Raw genomic sequence first — 25,790 nt, 5'->3', positions numbered from 1 at the left:
CCAGGGGGGATCGGGTAGCTACAGGCAGTCGCCGGCGCCGGCGGCCACCAGGGCTTCCTTGGCCGGCTTGGCCAGGCGCTTGATCGCCCGCTCGCGGCGCAGGGCGGTACCCTTGTCGGCGCAGGCCTCGACATAGGCCAGCTCGCGGGCCGGGCTGGTATGGAAGAAGCGCGCGCCGCGGCCACGCTGGTGCATGGCGAAGCGCCGCTGCGGATCGTCGCTGATGCCGCAGTAGAGCGCGCCGTTGGCGGCACGTACCAGGTAGACGAACCAGGGTCGGGACAGTTCCGCGCTCATGCCCAGACCCTCGCACGCAGCCGTTCGCAGTAGGCCAGCAGCGGCGGGAACTCGCGCGCCAGACGGTTCAGCGGGGTATCCAGGAGACACAGCAGCAGGTTGGCGAGAATGCCGTAGGCCGCCGCGTCGGCGCTGCATGGCCGCTCGCCGCCGAAGAACGGCGCCGTGCCGAGCAGGTCGGCCAGCGCCTGCAGATCCTCGCGGGCGAAGCTCAGCAGTTCGTCGGGACTGTGCCGCCCCAAGCCCTGGGCCCACAGCGCCTGGCGCATCCGCCGCTGCACCAGGGGCGGCAGCAGCAGGCGCAGCGGCGCCGGCAGGCCGCCGAAGAAGCTGCTGCGGACCTGTCGCCAGCCTTCGCCATCGAGCCAGCGGAAATACAGCAGCAGCAGGGCCAGGTGCTCGTCGCACAGCCGCGTGATGACCAGCGCCCGGCCCCGATCGGCGGCGTCCAGATGGGCGTCGAGGCTCAGCGGAAAGCGCTCGGCGAGACGCCGCTGGATGATCGCCGAGTCGGCGATGGCCTCGCCGTCCAGCTCGATGTAGGGCAGCTTGCCCTTCGGCGCCCGGCGCGGATTGCCGACGCTGCGCACCTGGTAGTCGAGGCCGGCCAGACGCAGGAAGGTCTCCAGCTTGAGGCAGTAGGGACTGGGGTTGGGCACGCCGAAGGCGGCGGGAAACTGGTAGAGGACGATCATCGCGGCCGGCCGGTGAAAGGGTCTGGGGCGAGGGTAGGCGATTATCCGGCCGATCTCCAATCGCCGGCGGCAAAGCGCGGAGCCGCGCGGCAAACTTGTGTACCCTTGGCGCCAGAGCACAGCCCGGAGCCCACCATGACCCTACCCCTGATCCTCGAACCGCCGGTCGCCGCCGATGCCTGCGTCATCTGGCTGCACGGCCTCGGCGCCGACCGCCACGACTTCGAGCCGGTCGCCCGCCTCCTGCAGCGCCGCCTGAGCAGCGTGCGCTTCGTCCTGCCGCAGGCGCCGAGCCGGCCGGTGACCATCAACGGCGGCTGGAGTATGCCCAGCTGGTACGACATCCTCGCCATGAGCCCGAGCTCCCGGGCCATCGACGAGGACCAACTGGAGGAGTCGTCGCGCCACGTCATCGAGCTGATCGAGGCGCAGCGCGTCGCCGGCATCGACCCGGCGCGGATCGTCCTCGCCGGCTTCTCGCAGGGCGGCGCGGTGGTCCTGCACACCGCCTTCCTGCGCTGGAAAGGCCCGCTGGCCGGTGTGCTGGCGCTCTCCACCTATGCGCCGACCTTCACCCGGCTCGAACTCGACGCGGAGCAGGCCCGCTTGCCGGTGCTGCACCTGCACGGCCGCCACGACGAGGTGGTGCCGCCGGCCCTCGGCCGCGCCGCCCACGACGCCCTCGCCGCCCGCGGCGTGCCGGTGGAGTGGCAGGAGTATCCGATGGGCCACGAGGTGATCGCCGACGAGATCCACGACATCGGCCTCTGGCTCGCCGAGCGCCTGGCCCGCTGAGCCCCTGTTCCGCACGGACGCCCCATGAAGCGCACACTGTCGATCGCCCTGCCGCTGCTCGTCCTGCTCGGACTGGGCGGCTTCTTCCTCGTGCCGGTCGTGGCCGACTGGCGCCTGAACGCCGTGGCCAAGGCGCCGCCCTACCCGGTCGGCGCGGCGGCGCGCCAGTTGCACGAGCGCCTGTTCGTCGCCGACCTGCACAACGACGCGCTGCTGTGGAACCGCGACCTGCTCGAACGCGCGCACTACGGCCACAGCGACCTGCCGCGCCTGCTCGAGGGCAATGTCGCGCTCACGGTGTTCTCCACCGTGACCAAGAGCCCGCACGGGCTGAACCAGGAGCGCAACGCCGCCGACAGCGACGACATCACCCTGCTGGCCATCGCCCAGCGCTGGCCGCCGGCGACCTGGAACAGCCTGCTCGAACGCGCCCTGTACCAGGCCGAACGCCTGCGCGAAGCGGCCGCCGCCAGCGACGGGCGCCTGGTGCCGATCCGCAGCCGGGCCGAACTGCAGGCCTTTCTCGAGCAGCGCGCAAACCACCGCGGCCGGGTCGCCGCCGTGCTCGCCGCCGAGGGCCTGCATCCGCTGGAAGGCCGCCTGGAGAACCTCGATCATCTCTATGACGCGGGCTTTCGCATCGCCGGGATCACCCACTATTTCGATAACGAGGTGGGCGGCTCGGCCCACGGCCTGGAAAAGGGCGGCCTCAGCCCCTTCGGTCGTCAGGTGATCGCGCGCCTGGAGGACAAGCGCATGCTGATCGACCTGGCCCACGCCTCGCCCGCGGTGATCGACGAGGTGCTGGCCATGGCCCGGCGTCCCGTGCTGGTCTCCCACAGCGGCGTGCAGGGCACCTGCCCGGGCACCCGCAACCTGTCCGACGAGCAGTTGCGGCGCATCGCCGCCAACGGCGGGCTGGTCGGCATCGGCTTCTGGGACATCGCCGTCTGCGACGCCTCGGTGGCGGCCATCGTCAGGGCGATCCGCCATGCCGCCGACCTGATCGGCGTCGAACACGTGGCGCTAGGCTCGGACTTCAACGGCACGGTGCGCACCGCCTTCGACGCCAGCGGCCTGCCGCTACTGACCGAAGGCCTGCTCGCCGCCGGCTTCGACGAGGCCGAGATCGCCGCGATCATGGGCGGCAACGTACGCCGCCTGCTGCTGGCCAGCCTGCCATAGGGTCTGTTGACGTTTTGGCGTAGGCCGCGACGGAGGCCCGTCCCTGCGGGTTGCGCGGCAAATGCCGCCATGCGGCGTTGCGGGTCTTGGCAAGGGAATGACCATTGCCGGCGACCCGCGCCTTGCCTGGCGGCATTTGACGCAGCAACGCGACTCACGCCAAAACGTCAACAGACCCTAACCGACGACCGCTGCACCTCGCGGTCGGCAACCCTTCGCCGGACCGGCGTCTTGCTTTACACTGGTGATAATACATTCCTCCTTTATCGACGAGATAATCGTGCTCAAGGCACTCAAGAAACTTCTAGGCATGGGCGAACAGACGCAACCGTCTGTCGTCGCCGACACGCCAGCTTCAGCCCCCGCCACCCGCTCCGCCGCACCCACCACCCCACCCAAGCCGCCCCGGCAGAAAGCCAAGCCTCCCCGCACCGAAACCAGGCCCGCCGGCAAAAAGACCTCTTCCGACAAGCCCGCCGGCGAGCGCAAGGCGGCCGCCAAGCCCAGGGTCGAGCGGCCGCGCCGCGAGCCGCCGCCGAGCAAGCCGGCGGCGGAATGGCGGCTGGAGGACTTCGTCGTCGAGCCCGTGCCGGGCAAGACCCGCTTCCACGACTTCGCCCTCGACCCGCGGCTGATGCACGCCATCCACGACGTCGGCTTCCCCTACTGCACGCCGATCCAGGCCCAGGTGCTCGGCTACACCCTCAAGGGCCAGGACGCCATCGGCCGCGCCCAGACCGGCACCGGCAAGACCGCCGCCTTCCTCGTCTCGATCATCAGCCAGCTGCTGCAGACCCCGCCGCCCAAGGAGCGCTACATGGGCGAGCCGCGCGCGCTGATCATCGCGCCGACCCGCGAGCTGGTGGTGCAGATCGCCAAGGACGCCCTGGCGCTGACCCGCTACACCGGCCTCAACGTGATGAGCTTCGTCGGCGGCATGGACTTCGACAAGCAGCTCAAGCAGCTGGAGGAGAAGTTCTGCGACATCCTGGTGGCCACCCCCGGCCGCCTGCTGGACTTCAACCAGCGCGGCGAGGTGCATCTGGACATGGTCGAGGTGATGGTGCTGGACGAAGCCGACCGCATGCTCGACATGGGCTTCATCCCGCAGGTGCGGCAGATCATCCGCCAGACCCCCTACAAGGGCGAGCGGCAGACCCTGCTGTTCTCGGCGACCTTCACCGAGGACGTGATGAATCTGGCCAAGCAGTGGACGGTCGATCCGGCCATCGTCGAGATCGAGCCGGAGCAGGTCGCCAGCGACACCGTCGAGCAGCACGTCTACGCAGTGGCCGGCAGCGACAAGTACCGGCTGCTGTACAACCTGGTGAGCCAGAACAACTGGGAACGGGTGATGGTGTTCGCCAACCGCAAGGACGAGGTGCGGCGCATCGAGGAACGCCTGACCAAGGACGGCATCAGCGCCGCGCAGATGTCCGGCGACGTGCCGCAGCACAAGCGCATCAAGGTCCTCGAGGGCTTTCGCGAGGGCAAGATCCGCGTGCTGGTGGCCACCGACGTGGCCGGCCGCGGCATCCACGTCGAGGCTGTCAGCCACGTGATCAACTACACCCTGCCGGAAGATCCGGACGACTACGTGCACCGCATCGGCCGCACCGGCCGGGCCGGCTCGAGCGGCACCTCGATCAGCTTCGCCGGCGAGGACGACGCCTTCGCCCTGCCGCCGATCGAGGCGCTGATCGGCCGCAAGATCCAGTGCGAGATGCCGCCGGCCGAACTGCTCCAGCCGGTGCCGCGCCACTCCTGAAGCCTGGCCGAACCCGCCAGCGGAGGCCGGGCCACGCCGCCGCCCGACGGGTCATCCCCTCCCGCAGGCACCAGCAAAAAGCCCCGGCCATTCGGCGCGGGGCTTTTTGCTTGCGGCGTATCGCGACGGTTACGCCAGCTTCTTGTAGCGCACCCGGTGCGGCTGGGCCGCGGCGTCGCCGAGGCGCTTCTTGCGGTCGGCCTCGTACTCGGTGTAGTTGCCCTCGAAGAACACCACGCTGGAGTCGTCCTCGTAGGAGAGGATGTGGGTGGCGATGCGGTCGAGGAACCAGCGGTCGTGGGAGATCACGATGGCCGAGCCGGGGAAGTCCAGCAGCGCCTCTTCCAGGGCGCGCAGGGTTTCCACGTCGAGGTCGTTGGAGGGTTCGTCGAGCAGCAGCACGTTGCCGCCCTGCTTCAGGGTCAGCGCCAGGTGCAGGCGACCGCGCTCACCGCCGGAGAGATCCTTGACGAACTTCTGCTGGTCGGCGCCCTTGAAGTTGAAGCGGCCCACGTAGCTGCGCGAGGGTACCTCGTAGTTGCCGATGCGGATCGAGTCGAATCCGTCGGAGACCTGCTCCCAGACGGTCTTGCTGCCGTCCAGGCTGTCGCGGCTCTGGTCGACGCTGGCGACCTGCACGCTGTCGCCGAGGTCGATGGTGCCGGCGTCCGGGGTTTCCCGGCCGAGGATCATGCGGAACAGGGTCGACTTGCCCGCGCCGTTGCCGCCGATCACCCCGACGATGGCGCCCTTGGGCACGGCGAAGGACAGGTCGTCGATCAGCACGCGGTCGCCGTAACCCTTGCGCACGTGGCTGAACTCGATGACCTTGTCGCCCAGGCGCGGTCCGGCCGGGATGTAGATCTCGTTGGTCTCGCTGCGCTTCTGGAATTCCTGCGACTGCATCTCCTCGAAACGCTGCAGGCGCGCCTTGGACTTGGCCTGGCGGGCCTTGGCGCCCTGGCGCACCCATTCCAGCTCGGCCTTCATGGCCTTGGCGTGGGCAGCCTCGGCCTTGGCTTCCTGGGTCAGGCGGGCGGCCTTGGATTCCAGCCACTGCGAGTAGTTGCCCTCGAAGGGGATGCCGTGGCCGCGGTCCAGTTCGAGAATCCAGCCGGCGACGTTGTCGAGGAAGTAGCGGTCGTGGGTGATCGCCACCACGGTGCCCGGGAAGTCGTGGAGGAAGTGCTCCAGCCAGGCCACCGAGTCGGCGTCCAGGTGGTTGGTCGGCTCGTCCAGCAGCAGCATGTCGGGGGCCGACAGCAGCAGGCGGCACAGCGCCACGCGGCGCTTCTCGCCGCCGGAGAGGTGCTCGATCTTCGCCTCCCACGGTGGCAGGCGCAGGGCGTCGGCGGCGACCTCCAGCTGACGCTCGAGGTTGTGGCCGTCGGACGCCTGGAGGATCGCCTCCAGCTTGGCCTGCTCGGCGGCCAGCGCGTCGAAGTCGGCGTCCGGTTCGGCGTAGGCGGCGTAGACCTCGTCGAGGCGGGCCTGGGCCTGCTTGATCTCGCCCACCGCCTCCTCGACGATGTCGCGCACGGTCTTCTCCGGATCGAGCTGCGGCTCCTGCGGCAGGTAGCCGACCTTGATGCCGGGCATCGGCCGGGCCTCGCCGTCGAACTCGGTGTCGACCCCGGCCATGATCCGCAGCAGGGTCGACTTGCCCGCGCCGTTGAGGCCGAGCACGCCGATCTTGGCGCCGGGGAAGAACGACAGGGAGATGTCCTTGAGGATTTCACGCTTCGGGGGCACGACCTTGCTGACCCGATGCATGGTGTAGACGTATTGAGCCATGGATGACCTTGGTTTCGACCAGGAAATGGAAACGGGAAGGCGGGGCGCGGCCGAACGGCACTCCGCGACAGCTCCGGCGACACCGGCTGCCCGGCCCCCGCGCGTGGCGGCAAAGCTACCCGAAATGCGCCGGGCAAGCCAGACGAGGGGCGCCCCGGGCGGCGAGCGGCTTTACTGGAAGAGGGATGACGCGACCCGCCGGATGAGCCCGGCTCTTCCACAGTTGATCGCGTTTCATGTGCCGGCCTGCTGCGGATAGGGTAGAATTCGCGCCCTCTTTGAATCTACCGCCCAGCCGAACCCAGGGGATTGCCATGTTCAGCCGTGATTTGACCCTCGCCCGCTACGACGCCGAACTGTTCGCCGCCATGGAGCAAGAAGCCCAGCGTCAGGAAGATCACATCGAGCTGATCGCCTCCGAGAACTACACCAGCCCCGCCGTGATGGAGGCCCAGGGTTCGGTGCTCACCAACAAGTACGCCGAAGGCTACCCGGGCAAGCGCTACTACGGCGGCTGCGAATACGTCGACATCGTCGAGCAGCTGGCCATCGACCGCGCCAAGCAGCTGTTCGGCGCCGACTACGCCAACGTCCAGCCGCATGCCGGATCGCAGGCCAACGCCGCAGTCTACCTGGCCCTGCTGAATGCCGGCGACACCCTCCTCGGCATGAGCCTGGCCCACGGCGGCCACCTGACCCACGGCGCCAGCGTGTCCTCCTCCGGCAAGCTGTACCATGCCGTGCAGTACGGCATCGACGGCAACGGCCTGATCGACTACGACGAAGTCGAGCGCCTGGCCGTCGAGCACAAGCCGAAGATGATCGTCGCCGGCTTCTCCGCCTACTCCCAGGTGCTGGACTTCCCGCGCTTCCGCGCCATCGCCGACAAGGTCGGTGCCTACCTGTTCGTCGACATGGCCCACGTCGCCGGCCTGGTCGCCGCCGGCGTGTACCCCAACCCGGTGCCCTTCGCCGACGTGGTCACCACCACCACCCACAAGACCCTGCGCGGCCCGCGCGGCGGCCTGATCCTCGCCCGCAAGAACGAGGAGATCGAGAAGAAGCTCAACTCCGCGGTCTTCCCGGGCGCCCAGGGCGGCCCGCTGGAGCACGTGATCGCCGCCAAGGCGGTGTGCTTCAAGGAAGCCCTGCAGCCGGAGTTCAAGGAATACCAGCAGCAGGTGGTGAAGAACGCCCAGGCCATGGCCCAGGTGTTCATCGAGCGCGGCTTCGACGTGGTGTCCGGCGGCACCCAGAACCACCTGTTCCTGCTGTCGCTGATCAAGCAGGACATCACCGGCAAGGACGCCGACGCCGCCCTCGGTCGCGCCTTCATCACCGTGAACAAGAACAGCGTGCCGAACGACCCGCGCTCGCCCTTCGTCACCTCCGGCCTGCGCATCGGCACCCCGGCGGTGACCACCCGCGGCTTCAAGGAAGCCGAGTGCCGCGAGCTGGCCGGCTGGATCTGCGACATCCTCGCCGACCTCAACAACGCCGCGGTGATCGACGCCGTGCGCGAGAAGGTCAAGGCCGTCTGCACCCGCCTGCCGGTGTACGGCAAGTAAGCCCCGCCCGTCAGGAAAAGCCCGGCCCCGCGCCGGGCTTTTTCGTTGCGGGCCACACATCCCCCGCTGCGCAAGCCGTTGCACCGCCGAATCCCCCCGTGGCCCCCGGCAACAGCCGCCGGCCCCGGCGGCCGCGGCCGGCGGCGAGCGGCAACTTCCCGCCCGCCCCTACGCAGGAAGCTGCGCAGCGCTTGCCGACGGCCGTCACACAACGCCCGCCACCTCAAACCATGTCATTGATTTAAAAAAAGTAATTCACGCGGCACGCATCTTGTCCGGTTCCGGCCTCCGGACCGCATCGGTCCACCATCCAGCCAGGAGAGCCTCCATGCCAACACCCGCGTACCTGTCCCTCGAAGGCACCAAGCAGGGCCTGATCACTGCCGGCACCTTCACCGAGGATTCGGTCGGCAACATCTTCCAGGAAGGCCACGAGGACCAGATCCTGGTCCAGGCCTTCAACCACCAGGTGATCATTCCCCGCGACCCGCAATCCGGCCAGCCCACCGGCCAGCGGGTGCACAAGCCGCTGATGATCACCAAGGTGTTCGACAAGTCCTCGCCGCTGATCTTCAACGCCCTGACCTCCGGCGAGCGCCTGGCCAAGTGCCGCCTGGAGTGGTTCCGCACCTCGGCCACCGGCACCCAGGAGCACTACTTCACCATCGAGCTGGAGGACGCGGTGATCGTCGACGTGCAATCGCGCATGCCGAACTGCCAGGACCCGAACATGGCGCACTTCACCCACCTGGAGGACGTCTACTTCACGTACCGCAAGATCGTCTGGACCCACGAGGTGTCCGGCACCTCCGGCTCCGACGACTGGCGCGCGCTGATCTCCGCCTGACCGCCACTCCCGCCTCGGCCGGCACACCCGGCCGAGGATTCCCCCCCACGCTGCCTTGCCGGCACCGGGAACTGCCTGAAACACGGTGCTGGCTCGGTACCGACCTGGCGGCCAGCGATGCCTTCGGCGCCACGCGGGAGAACCCGGCGCGCGGGCCGCTCCGCCCGCCCCGGGCCGCCGGCAGGCGCGGGCGCCGGCTGCTAAGGTGAAAGGGTCCGTTCACGACCACAGGAGGAGCGCCTCATGCACGTCGATACCCATCCCCTGAGCAAGGACTTTCCGGAAATGAGCGAGGCGTTGCAGCGACTGCGGCAGACGGACGCCGGCTTTTCCCGCCTGGTCGAGTCCTACGAGGTGCTGGACAAGCGCATCTGCCGCGTCGAGGGCGGCACGGAGAACATGGACGATCTGCAGCTGAACGCGCTGAAGCAGGAGCGGGTGGTGATGAAGGACGACATCGCCCGCCAGCTCCGCAAGGCCCTCGGCAACAACCGCGGAGGCTGATTCGCAGCGCGCCGGGACACAGGCCGCCGCCCGGCCGCTATCATGGGGGCTTTCCCCGGAGCGGAGTTCCCATGGCCAAGGCCAAGCGCATGTACGGCTGCACCGAGTGCGGCGCCACCTTCCCCAAATGGGCCGGCCAGTGCGGCGAGTGCGGCGCCTGGAACACCCTGGTGGAAACCCTGCTGGAGGGCGCGGCGACGCCGAACGGTCGCGGCGGCTGGGCCGGCCAGCAGGCCAACGTCAGGACCCTGGCGGAAGTCAGCGTCGAGGAGCTGCCGCGCTTCTCCACCGCCTCCAAGGAACTCGACCGGGTGCTCGGCGGCGGCCTGGTGGACGGCTCGGTGGTGCTGATCGGCGGCGACCCCGGGATCGGCAAGTCGACCATCCTCCTGCAGACCCTGTGCAACGTCGCCGAGCGCTTCCCGGCGCTCTACGTCACCGGCGAGGAGTCCCAGCAGCAGGTCGCGATGCGCGCCCGCCGCCTCGACCTGCCGCAGGACAAGCTCAAGGTGATGACCGAGACCTGCATCGAGGCGATCATCGCCACCGCCCGCCTGGAAAAGCCCAAGGTGATGGTGATCGACTCGATCCAGACGATCTTCACCGAGCAGCTGCAGTCGGCCCCCGGCGGCGTCGCCCAGGTGCGCGAGAGCGCGGCGCTGCTGGTGCGCTTCGCCAAGCAGAGCGGCACGGCGGTGTTCCTGGTCGGCCACGTGACCAAGGAGGGCGCACTGGCCGGCCCGCGGGTGCTCGAGCACATGGTCGACACCGTGCTGTATTTCGAGGGCGAATCCGACGGTCGCCTGCGCCTGTTGCGGGCGGTGAAGAACCGCTTCGGCGCGATCAACGAGCTGGGCGTGTTCGGCATGACCGACAAGGGCCTGAAGGAGGTGTCCAACCCCTCGGCGATCTTCCTCACCCGCGCCCAGGAGGAAGTGCCCGGCAGCGTGGTGATGGCCACCTGGGAAGGCACCCGGCCGATGCTGGTGGAAGTGCAGGCGCTGGTCGACACCAGCCATATGGGCAACCCGCGCCGCGTCACCCTGGGCCTGGACCAGAACCGCCTGGCCATGCTGCTGGCCGTGCTGCACCGCCACGGCGGCATCCCCACCTACGACCAGGACGTGTTCCTCAACGTGGTCGGCGGGGTCAAGGTGCTGGAGACCGCCTCCGACCTGGCGCTGCTCGCCGCGGTGATCTCCAGCCTGCGCAACCGGCCCCTGCCCCACGATCTCCTGGTGTTCGGCGAGATCGGCCTGTCCGGCGAGATCCGCCCGGTGCCGAGCGGCCAGGAGCGCCTCAAGGAAGCCGCCAAGCATGGTTTCAAGCGCGCCATCGTGCCCCGCGGCAACACGCCCAAGGAGGCGCCGGAGGGGCTGGCGGTGATTCCGGTGACGCGCCTGGAGCAGGCACTGGATGCGCTGTTCGAGTGAGACCGGGCGGTCGGCTTTGCCGACGGAGGGCGCTACAATCAGGCCTTTTCTCTAGGGTCTGTTGACGTTTTGGCGTGAGCCGCGTTGCCGCGCCAAATGCCGCCAGGCAAGGCGCGGGTCGCCGGCAATGGTCATTCCCTTGCCAAGACCCGCAACGCCGCATGGCGGCATTTGCCGCGCAACCCGCAGGGACGGGGCCCGTTTGGCGCAGCACGGCGTCGCTCGTCGTTCATTTGGAATGACCAAACTTCTTTCCTCGTTCCTTGTTCTGCGCCAAACGGGCCTCCGTCGCGGCCTACGCCAAAACGTCAACAGACCCTAGGGCCTGTTGACGTTTTGGCGCGGCAACGCGGCTCACGCCAAAACGTCAACAGGCCCTAAGGAGCAGTTCTTTCAAGGTCTTTGCGTGAACTCCCCCGATAATCGATCGGGAGGAAAGGCACCGAAGCGTCCCCTGCAACGTGCCCACGCAGGAGCGTGGGCACGATCATCCCCGTCGTTTGATGGCTCCCACGCTTTTGCGTGGGAGCCCAGGGCCGGGCGCTCCGGCGCCGCAGGGGCCCCAGTGCCCCTGTAGTGCGCCCACGCGGAAGCGCGGGCACGATCAAAGCCCCGAAAAGCAAAAGACCTTGAAAGGATTGGCCCTAAGGAGTGCCGTCATGCCCTGCCGCCTCATCCCCCGCATCCTGCCGCCGCCGGTCATCTACCTGCTCTTCGTCGGCCTCGCCTGGGGACTGCATGCCCTGCTGCCGGTGCCGCTGCCGGACAACGACTGGACGCACTGGGCCGGCTGGGGCCTGATCGACGCCGGCCTGGTGCTGATGCTCTTGACGGTGCTGCAGATGGCCTGGCAGCGCACCACCGTCAATCCCTACGGCACCCCGGCGAAGCTGCTCGAAGAGGGGCCGTTCCGCCTGTCGCGCAACCCCATCTACCTGGCCGACACCCTGGTCTACGCCGGCATCGCCCTGCTGCTGGCCAGCCTCTGGCCCTGGCTGCTGCTGCCGGCGCTGATCCTCTGCATGAACCGCACGGTGATCCGCCACGAGGAGGCGCTGTTGACCGAGCTGTTCGGCGACGCCTATCGGGCCTACCAGAGCCGGGTGCGGCGCTGGATTTGAGCGGTTCCGCTCAGAGCCGGGAAGCGCTCAGGGCGTACCTGATCAGCGCCGCCGAGCCGTCGATGTTCAGCTTGCGGCGGATGCTCAGGCGATGGGTTTCCACGGTGCGCACGCTGATGTCGAGTTCACGGGCCATGGCCTTGCTGTCCAGCCCCTGGGCAAGCATCTGCAGGATCTGGCACTCCCGTGGCGTCAGGTTGTGGGGCTCCGCGGTCCGCTCGGCGAGCTTGCGGGCGATTTCCGAACTGTAGAAGCTGCCGCCGGCGGCGATGGCCTCGATGGCGGCGACGATTTCCCGCGACGAGGCGTCCTTCAGGACATAGCCGCAGGCCCCGGCGCGGATCGCGGTGCGCACGTATTCGATGTTGTCGTACATGCTGAGGATCAGCACCTTGAGGTCGGGGTGCTGGCGGCCCAGGCTGCGGGTCAGCTCCAGGCCGTTGGTGTCCTTCAGGCCGATGTCGAGCAGCAGCAGGTCCGCCGGCACCCGGCCGAGCAGTTCGAGCGCCTCGGCGGCGCTTTCCGCCTCGCCGACCACCTCGATCCGCGGCATGACGGCCAGCAAGGCCCGAATGCCCTCGCGTACCAGTGCATGGTCGTCGACCAGGACGATCCGGGTCGGGTTGCTGGAGTTCATGCTGCAGCTCTTCTTATAGGGTGAACGAGGTGCCGGCCGCTGAGGCGGCCGGCACGGGCAATATTACACAGATCCCGGTGTGGCCAGAGCTGGACGATAGGCTGAAGCGGCCGCCGAGATGCTCGATCCGTTCGCGCATGTTGCGCAGGCCGATGCCCTCCTGCGGCTGTTCGATGGTCCGCGGATCGAAGCCGATGCCGTCGTCCTCCACCCGCAGCTGCACGCCCTTCACGCAGGGCTCGAGTTCGACGAGCACCGTGCCGGCCCCGGCGTGACGTTCGATGTTGGTCAGCGCCTCCTGGACGATGCGGAACAGCGCCACCGCCACCCCGTCGGGCAGCCGGGCGTCGGGCAGGCCGTTGCGGTAGACGACCGCCAGGCCGCAGCGCTGCTCGAACTCGGTCGCCAGCTGGCCGATGGCGGCCGGCAGCCCCAGGGTGTCGAGCAGCGAGGGGCGCAGGTCGTGGGAGATGCGGCGGATCTCGCCGATGGCGCCGCCCAGCCGCTCGATGGCCGTGCCGAGCGTGACGAGGCCGCTGGACTGCCCCGCCTCCAGCTGGTGGCCGGCCAGCTCGAACTGGAACTTGATCGACACCAGCAGCTGGCTGATACCGTCGTGCAGTTCCCGCGAGACCCGCGAGCGCTCCTCCTCCTGCAGATGGACGATGCGCCGGTTGAGCGACTGCAGCTTGCTGTCGGCCAGCCGGTGCTCGCGGACGCTCAGGGCCAGGCCGCCGGCGAAGACCAGCAGCACCGCCACCAGCGCGATGGTGGCGATGGCGGCCATGGTGGAGCGTATCCCGCCGGCCACCTCCTCGCGGACCTGGCGGGTCGCCTGCTCCACATCCTCGAGGTAGATCCCAGTGCCGAGCATCCAGCCCCAGGGTTCGAGCATCACCACATGGGCCAGCTTGTCGGTCACCCGGCCGGTCGAGGGCTTCTGCCAGGCATAGCGCTGGAAGCCGTCGCCATGGGTGGCGCTCTCGATCAGCGCCTGGACGGCGGGCAGGCCATGGGGATCGGTCAGGTTCCACAGGTCGCGGCCGACCAGCTCGGCCTGGCGGGGATGCATCAGGTTGCGGCCCCGGGTGTCGTAGACGAAGAAGTAGCCGTCCTGGCCGAAGTCGATCCTGGCCAGGGCCTCCAAGGCCTGCCGGCGAGCCTGGGCATCGTCCTGCCCGCCGGCCTGCAGCGGGGCGATGACGCTCAGCGCCATGGCCACGTAGTTCTTCAGCTCGGCCCGCTTGCTGGAAAGGATGGCGTTCTCGATCAGCCGGACCTGCTCCTCCCCCAGCCGCTGGTTCTGGACGATGACCAGGGCGCAGATCAGCGCCACGGCCAGCAGCAGCGGCAGGATGCTGAGGGCGACGATCTTGTGTTTGAGCTGCATGGGAGCTTCTCGTCGGGAACGGAGAACGGTGGCCGGCTCGCGGACACCCGGGCGGAGGGGGCCGAGACCGCCGGGCCGGGCGATTCTGTCCTAGGATTTTCGGCAGGAGCGTTTCTGCCGGACGCTGCCGCCCGTCTGCCTGCCGCCTCCCGCCAGGCGCCGCGCCAGAGGGCTGCCGGAGGCGTCCGGGGACGGGGCGTGACACGCCGCCCTTGCCACCTCTGCGTAGTTCTACGCAGTGGCCCTGAGTAGCACTGCGAATATCGGCGCATGCGAGATGTGGCGATAGTAGCAAGGCTCCATCTCCGGAGCGCGACAATTCCAACAATGACGCCACAGGCCGCCCGGCCGCTGGCAGGAGAACGCAATGAACCGACTGGTCACTCATCTCGCCTGGCTCGCCCTGGCGCTGCTGGGCGCCACCGCCCTGGGCATCGTGGCCCTGCGCCGCGGCGAAGCCATCAACGCCCTGTGGATCGTGGTCGCCGCGACGGCCATCTACCTGGTCGCCTACCGCTACTACAGCCTGTTCATCGCCACCCGGGTGATGCAGCTCGATCCGCGCCGCGCCACCCCGGCGGTGCTCAACAACGACGGCCTGGACTTCGTGCCGACCAACCAGCACGTGCTCTTCGGCCATCACTTCGCCGCCATCGCCGGCGCGGGCCCGCTGGTCGGCCCGGTACTCGCCGCGCAGATGGGCTACCTGCCCGGCACCCTGTGGCTGATCGCCGGGGTGGTGCTGGCCGGTGCGGTGCAGGACTTCCTGGTCCTGTGCATCTCCACCCGCCGCAACGCCCGCTCGCTGGGCGACATGGTGCGCGAGGAAATGGGCCGGATTCCCGGCACCATCGCGCTGTTCGGCTGCTTCCTGATCATGGTCATCATCCTCGCGGTGCTGGCGCTGATCGTGGTCAAGGCCCTGGCCCACAGCCCGTGGGGCATGTTCACGGTGATCGCGACCATCCCGATCGCCATGTTCATGGGCCTGTACATGCGCTACATCCGCCCGGGACGCATCGGCGAGATCTCGCTGGTCGGCATCGTCCTGCTGCTGGGCTCGATCTGGCTGGGCGGCGCGATTTCCACCGACCCCTACTGGAGCGAGGTGTTCACCTTCAGCGGCGTGCAGATCACCTGGATGCTGATCGGCTACGGCTTCGTCGCAGCGGTGCTGCCGGTATGGCTGATCCTCGCCCCGCGCGACTACCTGTCGACCTTTCTGAAGATCGGCACCATCGCCGCCCTGGCGGTCGGCATCGTGATTCTCAACCCCGACCTGAAGATGCCGGCCGTGACCCAGTTCGTCGACGGCAGCGGCCCGGTGTGGAAGGGCGCGCTGTTCCCCTTCCTGTTCATCACCATCGCCTGCGGCGCGGTATCGGGCTTCCACGCGCTGATCGCCTCCGGCACCACGCCCAAGCTGCTGGCCAGCGAGAGCCACGCCCGCTACATCGGCTACGGCGGCATGCTGATGGAGTCGATGGTGGCAATCATGGCCATGGTCGCTGCCGCGGTGATCGAGCCTGGCGTGTACTTCGCCATGAACAGCCCGCCGGCCATCGTCGGTGCCGATGCCGCCAGCGTGGCGGCGGCGGTCAGCAACTGGGGCTTCGCCATCACCCCCGAAGCGCTTGAGGGCGTGGCCCGCGACATCGGCGAAACCACCATCCTGGCCCGTGCCGGCGGTGCGCCGACCCTGGCCGTGGGCATCGCGCAGATCCTCCATCAGGTGCTGCCGAGCGCCGGCTCCATGGCGTTCTGGTATCACTTCGCCATTCTGTTCGAGGCGCTGTTCATCCTCACCGCGGTGGACGCCGGCACCCGTGCCGGGCGCTTCATGCTCCAGGACCTGCTCGGCAACTTCGTGCCGGCCCTGCGCCGCACCGACTCCTGGAGCGCCAACATGCTGGCCACCGCCGGCTGCGTGGCGCTCTGGGGCTACCTGCTGTACCAGGGCGTGGTCGACCCGCTGGGCGGCATCAACACCCTGTGGCCGCTGTTCGGCATCTCCAACCAGATGCTCGCCGGCATCGCCCTGATGCTCTGCAGCGTGGTGCTGATCAAGATGAAGCGCCAGCGCTACGTCTGGGTCACCCTGCTGCCGGCCGCCTGGCTGCTGATCTGCACCACGGTGGCGAGCCTGATCAAGCTGTTCGATCCGAACCCGGCGGTCGGCTTCCTCGCCCTGGCCAACAAGTACGCCGTGGCGCTGGACGCCGGCCAGGTCCTGGCCCCGGCCAAGGACCTCGGCCAGATGCAGAACGTGATCATGAATGCCTATACCAACGCCGGTCTCAGCGTGCTGTTCCTGGTGGTGGTGTTCAGCATCCTGTTCTACGCGCTGAAGGTCGGCCGTGCCGCCTGGATCGTCGAAGAGCGCACCGACAAGGAAACGCCCTTCCAGGCGATTCCCGGCGCCTGACCCAGCCCCGGGCTCCTTCGGGAGCCCGGTCCCGAGCTAGAGAGAGGAGAGGTTCCGTGTTCAACGATCTCAGCCGCATGGGCAAGTATCTCGGCCAGGCCGCCCGCATGCTGGTCGGCATGCCCGACTACGACACCTACGTCGAGCACATGCGCAGCAAGCATCCGGACCAGCCGGTGATGAGCTACGAGGATTTCTTCCGCGAGCGCCAGGACGCCCGCTATGGCGGCGGCAAGGGCAGGCCGGTACGCTGCTGTTGACCTGGGGTAGGGCGGGTGAAACCCGCCGACTCCGGTGTGGTTCCGCACCATGTCCGGCGGGTTGCCCCCCTACGCCCTTGTCAGATCGTTGCACCTGGCATTGAATCCCCGCGCCACGCTCCGCCGTGGCGCGTTTCGTTTCGAGGAACGCTTCATGTCCCAACCCCCCATCCCGGTCACCGTGCTCAGCGGCTTTCTCGGCGCCGGCAAGACCACCCTGCTGCAGTACCTGCTCGAGGCCGAGCACGGCCTGAAGATCGCGGTGATCGAGAACGAGTTCAGCGAGACGCCGATCGACGGCCAACTGCTCGGCGCCGCGCCGGTCGAGCTGATGACCCTGGCCAACGGCTGCGTATGCTGCTCCATCCATGTCGAGCTGGAAAAGGCCCTGTTCCTCCTGCTCGAGCGCCTGGACGCCGGCGAGCTGGCCTTCGACCGCCTGGTCATCGAGTGCACCGGGCTGGCCGACCCGGCGCCGGTGGCGCAGACCTTCTTCGCCGACGACGAGCTGTGCGACCGCTACGTGCTCGACGGCATCATCACCCTGGTGGATGCCGCCAATGCCGAGCGCCACCTGCAGGAAGCCATCGCCCAAGCCCAGGTCGGCTTCGCCGACCGCATCCTGCTAAGCAAGACCGACCTGGTGGCGAGCGAAGCGGTCGAGGCGCTGAGCCAGCGCCTGCAGCGCATCAACCGCCGCGCGCCGATCCGCATCGTCGAGCACGGGCGCATCGACCTGGGCGAGCTGCTCGACGTGCGCGGCTTCAACCTCAACGCCGACTTCGGCCAGGCCCTGACCCTGCGCCCGCTCGTCCCGGCCACCAGCAAGGACCGTATCGCCACCCTCGTGCTGCGCAGCGAGCAGGCGCTGGACCTGGAGCGCCTCGGTCTGTTCATGGAGGGCCTGCTGGCGCGCTATGGCGATTCGCTGCTGCGCTACAAGGGCGTGCTGAGCCTGGCCGGCGAGTCGCGGCGCATGGTGTTCCAGGGCGTGCTGCGCCTCTACGGCTTCGACTGGGCGGAGGAATGGGGCGCGGACGAGGTGCGCGAGAGCGTGCTGGTGTTCATCGGCGACAACCTGCCCGAGGAGGAGATCCGCACGGGGTTTGCCGAGGTACTGGGCTGAGCCGCGCCCGGCGCCGCCGGCCCGGGCTTCCGCAGGCCTCCCCGAGGCCCGGACTAGACTGCAAGCGTCACCTCAACCAGGAGCGCTTCCATGGGCATGCTCAGCGAGTTCAAGGCCTTCGCCGCCAAGGGCAACGTGGTGGACATGGCGGTGGGGATCATCATCGGCGCCGCCTTCGGCAAGATCGTCTCGTCCTTCGTCGGGGACCTGATCATGCCGCCGCTCGGCCTGCTGATCGGCGGGGTGGACTTCTCCGACCTGGCCATCACTCTCAAGCAGGCCGAGGGCGCTGCGCCGGCGGTGGTGCTGGCCTACGGCAAGTTCATCCAGACGGTGATCGACTTTCTGATCGTCGCCTTCGCCATCTTCATCGGCATCAAGGCGGTCAACCAGCTCAAGCGCAAGGAGGCCGAGGCGCCGAGCCTGCCACCGGCGCCGACCCGCGACCAGCAGCTGCTCGAGGAGATCCGCGACCTGCTCAAGGCGCAGCAGCGCTCCTGATCAGCCGAGGGCCTTCTCGATCGCCTGCAGCAGCGCCGGATCGTCCGGCGCGGTGCGCGGCGAAAAGCGCGCCAGCACGCGGCCATCGCGCCCCACGAGGAACTTCTCGAAATTCCAGCCGATGTCGCCGGGAAACGCCGCGCCCTCCCCCGCCAGCAGCTGGTACAGGGGATGGCGGCCGGGGCCGTTGACCTCGAGCTTGGCCGCCAGGGGGAAGGTCACACCGTAGTTGAGGGCGCAGAACTCGCGGATCTGTGCCTCGCTGCCCGGCTCCTGCCTGGCGAACTGGTTGCACGGCAGGCCGAGCACGCTGAAGCCGCGCTCGCGGTACTGCTGGTGGAGCTTCTCCAGGCCGGCGTACTGGGGCGTCAGGCCACACTTGGAGGCGACGTTGACCAGCAGCAGCACCCGGTCGCGGAACTGCGCCAGCGGCAGGTCCTGCCCGTCCAGTCCGCGCAAGGACAGATCATGGAACGCACTCATCTCTCGACTCCCCTGCTTGACAGAGAAAAGGCGCCAAACGGCGCCCTTTCGGTGTGTCTTCGGTCGACCGGCAGCCGGCCTCAGTGGTGGTGACCACCCTCGCCATGGATGTGGCCGTGGGCGATCTCTTCCGGATTGGCATCGCGCACGTTGACCACCTTGACCTGGAAGGTCAGCCGCTGGCCGGCCAGCGGGTGGTTGCCGTCGACGGTCACGTCATCGCCGTCCAGATCGCGGATGGTGACGATCTGCATGCTGCCGTCCGGGCCGGAGGCGTGGAACTGCATGCCCACCGCCAGCTCGTCGACGCCTTCGAACATGCCGCGGTTGAGGACGGCGACCAGTTCGGGGCTGTACTCGCCGTAGGCCTCTTCCGGCTCGATGGCGACCTTCAGCTCGTCTCCGGCCTGCTTGCCTTCCAGCGCCTTCTCCAGGCCGACGATGATGCTCCCGGCCCCATGCAGGTAGACCAGCGGTGCACCGCCGGCGGAACTGTCGATCACCTCACCGGCATCGTTGGTCAGGGTATAGTCGATAGAGACAGCCTTGTTGGCGGCAATCAGCATGGGCGAACAACCTTTTGCAAAAGAAGAATGAAGCAACGAGTGTAACCGCCGCCTCGCGGGAAAGCGAACCGGGCGGGGACGAGCGGGCCGGGCCGCCGCGCCTGACGGGCTTCCGCCAGGACGCCGACGGCCACTGGGTGGCGCTGCTGTCCTGCGGGCATACCCAGCATCTGCGCCACCAGCCGCCTTGGCAGAACCGCCCCTGGGTGCCAGGGCCTGTTGACGTTTTGGCGTAGGCCGCGCCGGCGGCCCGTTTGGCGCAGAACAAGGAGCGAGGAGAGAAGTTTGGTCACTCCAAATGAACGACGAGCAACGCCGTGCTGCGCCAAACGGGCCCCGTCCCTGCGGGTTGCGCGGCAAATGCCGCCATGCGGCGTTGCGGGACTTGGCAAGGGAATGACCATTGCCGGCGACCCGCGCCTTGACTGGCGGCATTTGACGCGGCAACGCGGCTCACGCCAAAACGTCAACAGGCCCTATACCCGGAACATCACCGGCGCCTGCTCGGTCAACCCTTTCCCTGCGGCTGGTGCCTGAAGGAACGACTCCGGGAGGACTGATGGCCACACGCAACATACTCGTGCTCAACTGCGGCAGCTCGTCGCTCAAGTTCGCCCTGATCAGCCAGGCGCACTCCACGCCCCTGCTCGCCGGCCAGGCCGAACTCCTGGGCAGCCCGCAGGCCGTGCTGCACTGGTGGCGGGCCGCCAATCTGCGCCAGCGGCGCGAGCTGCCCGGCGCCGACCACCGCGCCGCGCTCGAGGCGCTGCTGCCGCTGGTCGAGGAAGCCTGCAGTGGCCGGCTGCACGGCATCGGCCACCGGGTGGTGCACGGCGGCGAGCAGTTCACCCAGTCCTGCCTGATCGACGCGCGGGCGCTCGCGGCGATCCGCGCCACGGTGCCGCTGGCGCCGCTGCACAATCCGCAGAACCTGCTCGGCATCGAGACCGCCCTTGCGCTGTTCCCCGACCTGCCGCAGGTCGCGGTGTTCGACACCGCCTTCCACCAGAGCATGCCGGAGCACGCCTACCGCTATGCCATCCCGGAGCGCTTCTACCGCGAGCACGGCGTACGCCGCTACGGCTTCCACGGCACCAGCCACCGCTATGTCGGCCAGCGCGCCGCGGAGCTCACCGGGCTGGAGGTCGGCGACAGCTGCTGGCTGACCGCCCACCTGGGCAACGGCTGCTCGACCTGCGCCATCGTCGACGGCCAGAGCCGCGACACCAGCATGGGCCTGACCCCGCTGGAAGGCCTGGCGATGGGCACCCGCAGCGGCGACGTCGACCCCAACCTGCACAGCCACCTGGCCCGCGTGCTGGGCTGGAGCCTCAAGGAGATCGACCACCTGCTGAACAGCGAGAGCGGCCTGCTCGGCCTGTCCGGGCTGTCCAACGACATGCGCAGCCTGGAGCAGGCGCGCGCCCGGGGCCACCGCCAGGCGACCCTGGCCATCGAGGTGTTCTGCTACCGCCTGGCCAAGTCGCTGGCCGCGCTGTCCTGCGCCCTGCCGCGCCTGGACGGGGTGATCTTCACCGGCGGCATCGGCGAGAACTCGCCGCTGGTGCGCGCCAGGAGCGTCACCCACCTGGGGCTGCTCGGCCTGGCCATCGACAACACCGCCAACGCCCGCTGCGTCGGCGGGGTCAGCGGGGCGATCAACGCCCCCGGCCACCCGCGCCTGCTGGTGATCCCCACCAACGAGGAGAAGCAGATCGCCCTAGACACCCTGGCGCTGCTCGACTCCCCCGCCCCTGACAAGGACAGCGCATGCAGACCTTCCTGATCGTCCCCAGCGGCTACGGCGTCGGCCTCACCTCGGCCAGCCTCGGCCTGGTCCGCGCCCTGGAACGGCGCGGCCTGAAAGTCGGCTTCTTCAAGCCGGTCGCCCAGCCGCAGCCCGGCGATAGCGGTCCGGAGCGCTCCACCGCGCTGATCGCCCGCACCCATCACCTGAACCCGCCAGAGCCGCTGCCGCTGGCCCAGGTGGAGCGGCGCCTCGGCGACGGCCAGTTGGACGAGCTGCTGGAGGACATCATCGGTCGCCTGCAGCAGATGGAGAACGGCCACGACGTGCTGATCGTCGAGGGCCTGGTGCCGAGCCCGCAGGTCGGCTACGCCATACGCCTCAACGGGCATCTGGCGCGCAGCCTGAACGCCGACGTCGTCCTGGTCTCCACGCCGGCCGAGGAAAGCCTCGAAGAGCTGCGCGACCGCCTGGAGATCCAGGCCCGCCTGCTCGGCGCCGGCCAGGACACGCCGGTCGCCGGGGCGATCCTCAACAAGGTGCGCCCAGGGCCTTTGGCCGAGCGCCTGTGCCAGCCCGAACCGCTCGGCAAGACCCTGCGCCTGCTCGGCTGCGTGCCCTGGCACGACACGCTGAACACCCCGCGCACCAGCGACATCGCCGACCTGCTCGGCGCGCGCCTGCTCAACCCCGGCGACTACCGCCAGCGACGGGTGCAGCACAGCCTGCTGTGCGCCGCCGCCGCGCCGAGCCTGCTGCCGCGCTTCAGGCCGGGCACCCTGCTGCTGGTGCCCGGCGACCGCCACGACGTGATCCTCGCCGCCGGCCTGGCCAGCCGCAACGGCATGGCGCTGGCCGGCCTGCTGCTGTGCGGCGAACTGCCCGCCGATGAGCGGGTGCTCGAGCTGTGCCGCCCGGCCATGGCCGACGGCCTGCCGGTGCTCGCCGTGGAGCGCACCCCCGAGGAAACCCTGCACGAACTGGAGCGGCTGAACCGGGAGATCCCCCTCGACGACCAGGAGCGCGCCGAACGGATCAGCGACTACGTGGCCAGTCACCTCGACCACGCCTGGTTCGCCCGGCGCTGCGGCACGCCCCGCGAGCCGCGCCTGTCGCCACCGGCGTTCCGCTACCAGCTGGTCAGGCGGGCCAAGGCGGCAAACCGGCGCATCGTCCTGCCGGAAGGCAGCGAGCCGCGCACCGTGCAGGCCGCGGCGATCTGCCAGCAGCGCGGCATCGCCCGCTGCGTGCTGCTGGCCCGGCCCGAGGAGGTGCAGGCGGTGGCCCGGGCGCAGGGCATCGAGCTGCCCGCCGGCCTGGAAATCGTCGACCCCGAGCGAATCCGCGAGCGCTATGTCGAGCCGATGGTCGAGCGGCGCCGGCACAAGGGCCTGAGCGCCCCGGCGGCGCGCGCCCTGCTGGAGGACAACGTGGTGCTCGGCACCATGATGCTGGCCCTGGACGAGGTCGACGGCCTGGTTTCCGGCGCCGTGCACACCACCGCCAACACCATCCGCCCGGCGCTGCAGCTGATCAAGACCGCGCCCAGCTGCCGCCTGGTGTCCTCGGTGTTCTTCATGCTGCTGCCCGACCAGGTGCTGGTCTACGGCGACTGCGCGGTGAATCCCGACCCGAGCGCCGCGGAACTGGCCGACATCGCCCTGCAGAGCGCGGCTTCGGCGGAGGCCTTCGGCATCCCGCCGCGGGTGGCGATGATCAGCTATTCCACCGGCGCCTCCGGCGAGGGCGTCGACGTGGAGAAGGTCCGCGAGGCCACCCGCCTGGCCCGCCAGGCGCGTCCGGACCTGCCGATCGATGGCCCGCTGCAGTACGACGCCGCGGCGATCGCCGCGGTCGCCCGGCAGAAGGCCCCGGACAGTCCGGTGGCCGGCCGCGCCACGGTGTTCGTGTTCCCCGACCTGAACACCGGCAACACCACCTACAAGGCGGTGCAGCGCAGCGCCAACTGCGTCAGCGTCGGCCCCATGCTGCAGGGCCTGCGCAAGCCGGTGAACGACCTCTCCCGCGGCGCGCTGGTCGACGACATCGTCTTCACCATCGCCCTCACCGCGATCCAGGCCGAAACCGCCGCCGGCTGAAAACGAAGAAGCCCGACATCGGCCGGGCTTCCCCACTGCGCATGGCCTTTCGGCTTACGGCTGCTGGGCAGCCCCCGGCAGCGGCCGCAGGTTGATCTCCACGCGGCGGTTCTGCGAACGGCCGGACTCGGTGGCGTTGCTGGCCACCGGGCTGTCCGGGCCGAGGCCGCGGGTGCTTACCCGCGCGCCGTTGACGCCCTGGGCAACCAGGTAGTTGGCGACGCTCTGCGCACGGCGCTGCGACAGGCTCAGGTTGTTCTGGTAGGAACCGGTGCTGTCGGTGTGACCGACGATCTCGATGCTGTTCTGGTCGTACTGCTTGAAGGAGGTCGCCAGATCGTTCAGCGGGGTGTAGAAGTTGCTGGCGATTTCCGCCGAACCGGTGGCGAAGGTGATGTTGCCGGGCATGATCAGCTTGATGTCGTCGCCCTGGCGCTGGACTTCGACGCCGGTGCCGGCCATCTGCTGGCGCAGCTGGGCTTCCTGCTTGTCCGCGTAGTAGCCGTAGCCGGCACCGGCGGCACCGCCCACCGCAGCGCCGATCAGCGCGCCCTTGCCACGGTTGTCATGGTCGATCAGCGCACCGGCGGCGGCACCGGCCAGCGCACCGAGACCGCCGTACTTGGCGGTGCGGCCGATGCCACCCTGCTGCCCGGTCTGGGTCTGGTCCTGAGTCTGGTAGGGATTGTTGTTGGTAGCACAACCGGCCAGCAGCGCCATGGCAGTCGCGGCGATCAACAGGCGAGACGGAGTAAACATTGCAGTACAGCTCCTCAGAGATTCATCGGCCCCTTGAAAAGGGAGGGCGATTGGAACATGAACACGGCGGGAAATTCCTTACACAATCCGCAGGGTTCCAAAAAGGAAGTCTACCCGCTATCCACGGGGCGTGCCGTGCCTCGTCAAGGCCGAACGGACACGCCGCCCGACGCCTTCAGGCCCGGACAAAGGGATTCTCCCGCATCTCGTCGCCCAGGCAGGTATCGGGGCCGTGACCAGTGACCACCGTGGCCTCCTCGTCCAGACTGTAGAGGCGCTCCTTGATCGAGCGCTTGAGCGCGGCCGCATCCCCGCCCCACAGGTCGGTGCGGCCGACGCTGCGGTGGAACAGGGTGTCGCCGGCGATCAGCAGCTTGGCCTCGGCGAACCAGAAGCTCATCGAGCCGGGCGTATGCCCCGGCGTGTGCAGCGCGACGCCGCAGCCGCAGGCCAGCTCCTCGTCATCGCTCAGCCACTGATCGGGCGCCGGCACCGGAGTGTAGGGCACGCCGAACATGCGGCACTGCATCTCCAGGTTGTCCCAGAGGAACTGGTCGCCCTGGTGCAGGTGCAGGGTCGCGCCGGTCAGCTCCTTGAGCTGTCCGGCGGCGAGGAAGTGGTCGAGATGGGCATGGGTGTGGACGATGCTCACCACCCTCAGCCCGTGGCGCTGCAGACGCGCCAGGATCAGCTCCGGATTGCCGCCCGGATCGACGACGATGGCCTTCTTGCTGACGGGATCGCCGATGATGGTGCAGTTGCACTGCAGGGGGCCGACGGGGAAGGTTTCGCGGATCATCGCGGTGGGCGCGGTCATGGGGGAAAGGCTCCGGAAGCTTCGGTGCGCCATCTTGGCACACTGCGCTGGAAGGTTGAGCATTTTGCGTGCGCAGGGCTGCCGCGCCGCGAATGACGACTCCCCTGCCCCCCGGTTCACGAGGGGCAGGCGCGTGCTCAGCCATCCACCCCCGCCGTCGACGCCAGGATGGCGGCGACCCGCGCAGGCCGGCAGTTCAGGTAGAGAGACGAGGCCAGCCACTTCTGGTCGGGATAGTAGGAGAACATGAACTGCCCGCCCTTGAGGCTGTCGACTACCATGCGCGCCACTTCCGGGCGCACCGCCGGACAGCCGTGGCTGCGTCCGAGGCGTCCCTCCCGGGCGATCCAGGTCGGGCTCACGTAGTGGGCGGCATGGATGACGATGGCCCGCTCGCGCGCCCGGTCGTTGATGCCCGGCTCAAGCCCGTCCATGCGCAGCGAGTAGCCGTGCTGACCCTCGTAGCTTTCCTGGGTGCGGAACAGGCCGATGCTCGACTGATGGCTGCCTTCGATATTGGAGAAGCGCGTGGCGTAGTCCTCCCCGGATTGCTGCCCGTGGGCGACATAGTCTTCCAGCAACAGGCTGCGACGCTGCAGGTCGAAGATCCACAGGCGGCGCCTGGACGACGGCAGGGAGAAGTCGATCACCGCCAGCCGCTGGGCCGGCGCCGAGCCGTTGTTGATGGCGCACTGCATGGCCGCCAGCGCGCTGTCCAGCACCTTGCGGTTCAGTTTCGGGGCAGCCCTGGACAGACTGTCGAGCAGGGAATGGGGGGCCGGTGCCGCGTGGACGGAAACAGCAAAGCCCGCCAGCGCCAAAATGAGCAGCCGGAAAAGACTGGACATGAAAAACGCGCCTCTTTCTGGTTGAGTGGCGAACGATCCGGGCTCCCCTTTGCCTTGCCGGCCAATAGGGTTGATGATGGACGCCAGATGATTGCAGTCTAGCCGGCAACCTGCGATCCGAATGT

Annotated in this window: 24 protein-coding genes and 1 pseudogene; 15 read left to right on the top strand and 10 right to left on the bottom strand. The window is 68.7% G+C overall.

The features are described from left to right. Positions 1-18: 18 nt before the first annotated feature. A complete protein-coding gene (locus tag ACG10_RS04720) occupies positions 19-297 on the bottom strand; it encodes a GIY-YIG nuclease family protein (RefSeq protein ID WP_089167329.1) in 279 nt (92 codons plus the stop codon). Further along, positions 294-992 carry a glutathione S-transferase family protein gene (locus ACG10_RS04715; protein ID WP_089167328.1) on the bottom strand — a complete coding sequence of 233 codons (699 nt, stop codon included), beginning with the start codon at positions 990-992 and terminating at the stop codon, positions 294-296. Before ACG10_RS04715 ends, ACG10_RS04720 begins: the two co-directional genes overlap by 4 nt. Positions 993-1,127: 135 nt before the next feature. Between ACG10_RS04715 and ACG10_RS04710 the strand changes: the two genes are divergently transcribed. The 3 genes from ACG10_RS04710 to rhlB all read left to right on the top strand — a co-directional run bounded on the left by ACG10_RS04710 (position 1,128) and on the right by rhlB (position 4,740). Further along, entirely contained in the window at positions 1,128-1,787 is a 660-nt protein-coding gene (locus ACG10_RS04710) for an alpha/beta hydrolase (RefSeq protein ID WP_089167327.1), read from the top strand. 24 nt (positions 1,788-1,811) lie between these two features. Further along, positions 1,812-2,972 (top strand): dipeptidase, encoded by a 1,161-nt coding sequence (locus ACG10_RS04705; RefSeq protein ID WP_089167326.1) that lies wholly within the window; start codon positions 1,812-1,814, stop codon positions 2,970-2,972. Between the two features lie 280 nt (positions 2,973-3,252). After that, positions 3,253-4,740 carry an ATP-dependent RNA helicase RhlB gene (gene rhlB, locus ACG10_RS04700; protein WP_169531013.1) on the top strand — a complete coding sequence of 496 codons (1,488 nt, stop codon included), beginning with the start codon at positions 3,253-3,255 and terminating at the stop codon, positions 4,738-4,740. Positions 4,741-4,869: 129 nt separating this feature from the next. Here the strand turns inward: rhlB and ettA are convergent, their stop codons facing one another. Next, a complete protein-coding gene (gene ettA / locus ACG10_RS04695; protein ID WP_039802317.1) occupies positions 4,870-6,534 on the bottom strand; it encodes an energy-dependent translational throttle protein EttA in 1,665 nt (554 codons plus the stop codon). A gap of 314 nt (positions 6,535-6,848) precedes the next feature. On the opposite strand from ettA, the gene glyA reads away from it, so the two are divergent. From glyA to ACG10_RS04670, 5 genes are all read left to right on the top strand, one after another. Then, complete coding sequence (gene glyA, locus ACG10_RS04690; RefSeq protein WP_039802315.1) at positions 6,849-8,102, top strand: serine hydroxymethyltransferase; 1,254 nt, start codon at positions 6,849-6,851, stop codon at positions 8,100-8,102. Between the two features lie 328 nt (positions 8,103-8,430). Next, positions 8,431-8,949, top strand: a complete 519-nt coding sequence (locus ACG10_RS04685; RefSeq protein ID WP_089167324.1) for an Hcp family type VI secretion system effector — start codon at positions 8,431-8,433, stop codon at positions 8,947-8,949. A 243-nt stretch (positions 8,950-9,192) separates the two neighbouring features. Further along, positions 9,193-9,453: a YdcH family protein gene (locus ACG10_RS04680; protein ID WP_039802311.1), complete on the top strand. Its 261-nt coding sequence runs from the start codon at positions 9,193-9,195 to the stop codon at positions 9,451-9,453. Positions 9,454-9,524: 71 nt separating this feature from the next. Further along, complete coding sequence (radA, locus tag ACG10_RS04675) at positions 9,525-10,886, top strand: DNA repair protein RadA (RefSeq protein WP_089167323.1); 1,362 nt, start codon at positions 9,525-9,527, stop codon at positions 10,884-10,886. Between the two features lie 659 nt (positions 10,887-11,545). Further along, entirely contained in the window at positions 11,546-12,007 is a 462-nt protein-coding gene (locus tag ACG10_RS04670) for a methyltransferase family protein (RefSeq protein WP_089167322.1), read from the top strand. Between the two features lie 10 nt (positions 12,008-12,017). Here the strand turns inward: ACG10_RS04670 and ACG10_RS04665 are convergent, their stop codons facing one another. Both ACG10_RS04665 and ACG10_RS04660 read right to left on the bottom strand, forming a co-directional pair. Then, positions 12,018-12,644, bottom strand: a complete 627-nt coding sequence (locus tag ACG10_RS04665; RefSeq protein ID WP_039802306.1) for a response regulator — start codon at positions 12,642-12,644, stop codon at positions 12,018-12,020. A gap of 13 nt (positions 12,645-12,657) precedes the next feature. Next, positions 12,658-14,034 carry a cache domain-containing protein gene (locus ACG10_RS04660; protein ID WP_089167321.1) on the bottom strand — a complete coding sequence of 459 codons (1,377 nt, stop codon included), beginning with the start codon at positions 14,032-14,034 and terminating at the stop codon, positions 12,658-12,660. 367 nt (positions 14,035-14,401) lie between these two features. On the opposite strand from ACG10_RS04660, the gene ACG10_RS04655 reads away from it, so the two are divergent. From ACG10_RS04655 to mscL, 4 genes are all read left to right on the top strand, one after another. Then, on the top strand, positions 14,402-16,459 hold the full coding sequence (locus tag ACG10_RS04655) for a carbon starvation CstA family protein (protein ID WP_089167320.1): 2,058 nt from the start codon (positions 14,402-14,404) through the stop codon (positions 16,457-16,459). A 56-nt stretch (positions 16,460-16,515) separates the two neighbouring features. Then, positions 16,516-16,719 carry a YbdD/YjiX family protein gene (locus ACG10_RS04650; RefSeq protein WP_012702608.1) on the top strand — a complete coding sequence of 68 codons (204 nt, stop codon included), beginning with the start codon at positions 16,516-16,518 and terminating at the stop codon, positions 16,717-16,719. 154 nt (positions 16,720-16,873) lie between these two features. Next, positions 16,874-17,845, top strand: coding sequence for a GTPase (yjiA, locus tag ACG10_RS04645; RefSeq protein WP_089167319.1), 972 nt, complete (start codon positions 16,874-16,876; stop codon positions 17,843-17,845). A gap of 90 nt (positions 17,846-17,935) precedes the next feature. Next, the gene (gene mscL, locus ACG10_RS04640) at positions 17,936-18,346 is read left to right on the top strand and encodes a large-conductance mechanosensitive channel protein MscL (protein ID WP_039802293.1); all 411 of its coding nucleotides are present in this window, start codon (positions 17,936-17,938) and stop codon (positions 18,344-18,346) included. Here mscL and ACG10_RS04635 read toward each other — a convergent pair whose 3' ends face one another. Both ACG10_RS04635 and ACG10_RS04630 read right to left on the bottom strand, forming a co-directional pair. Next, positions 18,347-18,829, bottom strand: coding sequence for a glutathione peroxidase (locus tag ACG10_RS04635; RefSeq protein ID WP_089167318.1), 483 nt, complete (start codon positions 18,827-18,829; stop codon positions 18,347-18,349). It abuts the gene before it with no gap. Positions 18,830-18,909: 80 nt separating this feature from the next. Next, positions 18,910-19,395, bottom strand: a complete 486-nt coding sequence (locus ACG10_RS04630; protein WP_039802290.1) for an FKBP-type peptidyl-prolyl cis-trans isomerase — start codon at positions 19,393-19,395, stop codon at positions 18,910-18,912. Here ACG10_RS04630 and ACG10_RS04625 point away from each other — a divergent pair. The 3 genes and pseudogenes from ACG10_RS04625 to pta all read left to right on the top strand — a co-directional run. Beyond that, positions 19,394-19,613 (top strand): annotated as a pseudogene (locus tag ACG10_RS04625) (DUF3565 domain-containing protein); the annotation flags it as partial. The gene ACG10_RS04630 and the pseudogene ACG10_RS04625 sit on opposite strands and share 2 nt — an antisense overlap. Positions 19,614-19,954: 341 nt before the next feature. After that, positions 19,955-21,181 carry an acetate kinase gene (locus ACG10_RS04620; protein WP_089167317.1) on the top strand — a complete coding sequence of 409 codons (1,227 nt, stop codon included), beginning with the start codon at positions 19,955-19,957 and terminating at the stop codon, positions 21,179-21,181. Next, positions 21,166-23,241, top strand: a complete 2,076-nt coding sequence (pta, locus tag ACG10_RS04615; protein WP_089167316.1) for a phosphate acetyltransferase — start codon at positions 21,166-21,168, stop codon at positions 23,239-23,241. The genes ACG10_RS04620 and pta overlap by 16 nt, the downstream gene beginning before the upstream one ends. A gap of 54 nt (positions 23,242-23,295) precedes the next feature. Here the strand turns inward: pta and ACG10_RS04610 are convergent, their stop codons facing one another. The 3 genes from ACG10_RS04610 to ACG10_RS04600 all read right to left on the bottom strand — a co-directional run bounded on the left by ACG10_RS04610 (position 23,296) and on the right by ACG10_RS04600 (position 25,665). Then, positions 23,296-24,000 carry an OmpA family protein gene (locus tag ACG10_RS04610; RefSeq protein ID WP_089167315.1) on the bottom strand — a complete coding sequence of 235 codons (705 nt, stop codon included), beginning with the start codon at positions 23,998-24,000 and terminating at the stop codon, positions 23,296-23,298. A 175-nt stretch (positions 24,001-24,175) separates the two neighbouring features. Beyond that, positions 24,176-24,817, bottom strand: a complete 642-nt coding sequence (locus tag ACG10_RS04605; RefSeq protein ID WP_089167314.1) for an MBL fold metallo-hydrolase — start codon at positions 24,815-24,817, stop codon at positions 24,176-24,178. Between the two features lie 137 nt (positions 24,818-24,954). Continuing rightward, positions 24,955-25,665, bottom strand: a complete 711-nt coding sequence (locus ACG10_RS04600; protein WP_089167313.1) for a murein L,D-transpeptidase catalytic domain family protein — start codon at positions 25,663-25,665, stop codon at positions 24,955-24,957. Positions 25,666-25,790 lie beyond the last annotated feature (125 nt).

Source organism: Azotobacter chroococcum (assembly GCF_002220155.1).
GTDB lineage: Bacteria > Pseudomonadota > Gammaproteobacteria > Pseudomonadales > Pseudomonadaceae > Azotobacter > Azotobacter chroococcum.
The sequence above is the reverse complement of the archived record's forward strand: the minus strand, read 5'-3'. Positions and strand labels throughout refer to the sequence as shown.

Excerpts from the sequence above, each read along its gene's own strand:
- ACG10_RS04670 (WP_089167322.1), top strand. The coding sequence starts at position 11,546 with ATGCCCTGCCGCCTCATCCCCCGCATCCTGCCGCCGCCGGTCATCTAC.
- mscL (WP_039802293.1), top strand. The coding sequence starts at position 17,936 with ATGGGCATGCTCAGCGAGTTCAAGGCCTTCGCCGCCAAGGGCAACGTG.
- yjiA (WP_089167319.1), top strand. The coding sequence starts at position 16,874 with ATGTCCCAACCCCCCATCCCGGTCACCGTGCTCAGCGGCTTTCTCGGC.
- ACG10_RS04720 (WP_089167329.1), bottom strand. The coding sequence starts at position 297 with ATGAGCGCGGAACTGTCCCGACCCTGGTTCGTCTACCTGGTACGTGCC.
- ACG10_RS04635 (WP_089167318.1), bottom strand. The coding sequence starts at position 18,829 with ATGAGTGCGTTCCATGATCTGTCCTTGCGCGGACTGGACGGGCAGGAC.
- glyA (WP_039802315.1), top strand. The coding sequence starts at position 6,849 with ATGTTCAGCCGTGATTTGACCCTCGCCCGCTACGACGCCGAACTGTTC.
- ettA (WP_039802317.1), bottom strand. The coding sequence starts at position 6,534 with ATGGCTCAATACGTCTACACCATGCATCGGGTCAGCAAGGTCGTGCCC.
- ACG10_RS04605 (WP_089167314.1), bottom strand. The coding sequence starts at position 24,817 with ATGACCGCGCCCACCGCGATGATCCGCGAAACCTTCCCCGTCGGCCCC.
- pta (WP_089167316.1), top strand. The coding sequence starts at position 21,166 with ATGCAGACCTTCCTGATCGTCCCCAGCGGCTACGGCGTCGGCCTCACC.
- ACG10_RS04705 (WP_089167326.1), top strand. The coding sequence starts at position 1,812 with ATGAAGCGCACACTGTCGATCGCCCTGCCGCTGCTCGTCCTGCTCGGA.
- ACG10_RS04665 (WP_039802306.1), bottom strand. The coding sequence starts at position 12,644 with ATGAACTCCAGCAACCCGACCCGGATCGTCCTGGTCGACGACCATGCA.
- ACG10_RS04655 (WP_089167320.1), top strand. The coding sequence starts at position 14,402 with ATGAACCGACTGGTCACTCATCTCGCCTGGCTCGCCCTGGCGCTGCTG.
- ACG10_RS04680 (WP_039802311.1), top strand. The coding sequence starts at position 9,193 with ATGCACGTCGATACCCATCCCCTGAGCAAGGACTTTCCGGAAATGAGC.
- ACG10_RS04710 (WP_089167327.1), top strand. The coding sequence starts at position 1,128 with ATGACCCTACCCCTGATCCTCGAACCGCCGGTCGCCGCCGATGCCTGC.
- ACG10_RS04600 (WP_089167313.1), bottom strand. The coding sequence starts at position 25,665 with ATGTCCAGTCTTTTCCGGCTGCTCATTTTGGCGCTGGCGGGCTTTGCT.
- ACG10_RS04610 (WP_089167315.1), bottom strand. The coding sequence starts at position 24,000 with ATGTTTACTCCGTCTCGCCTGTTGATCGCCGCGACTGCCATGGCGCTG.
- ACG10_RS04630 (WP_039802290.1), bottom strand. The coding sequence starts at position 19,395 with ATGCTGATTGCCGCCAACAAGGCTGTCTCTATCGACTATACCCTGACC.
- radA (WP_089167323.1), top strand. The coding sequence starts at position 9,525 with ATGGCCAAGGCCAAGCGCATGTACGGCTGCACCGAGTGCGGCGCCACC.
- ACG10_RS04660 (WP_089167321.1), bottom strand. The coding sequence starts at position 14,034 with ATGCAGCTCAAACACAAGATCGTCGCCCTCAGCATCCTGCCGCTGCTG.
- ACG10_RS04620 (WP_089167317.1), top strand. The coding sequence starts at position 19,955 with ATGGCCACACGCAACATACTCGTGCTCAACTGCGGCAGCTCGTCGCTC.
- ACG10_RS04715 (WP_089167328.1), bottom strand. The coding sequence starts at position 992 with ATGATCGTCCTCTACCAGTTTCCCGCCGCCTTCGGCGTGCCCAACCCC.
- ACG10_RS04685 (WP_089167324.1), top strand. The coding sequence starts at position 8,431 with ATGCCAACACCCGCGTACCTGTCCCTCGAAGGCACCAAGCAGGGCCTG.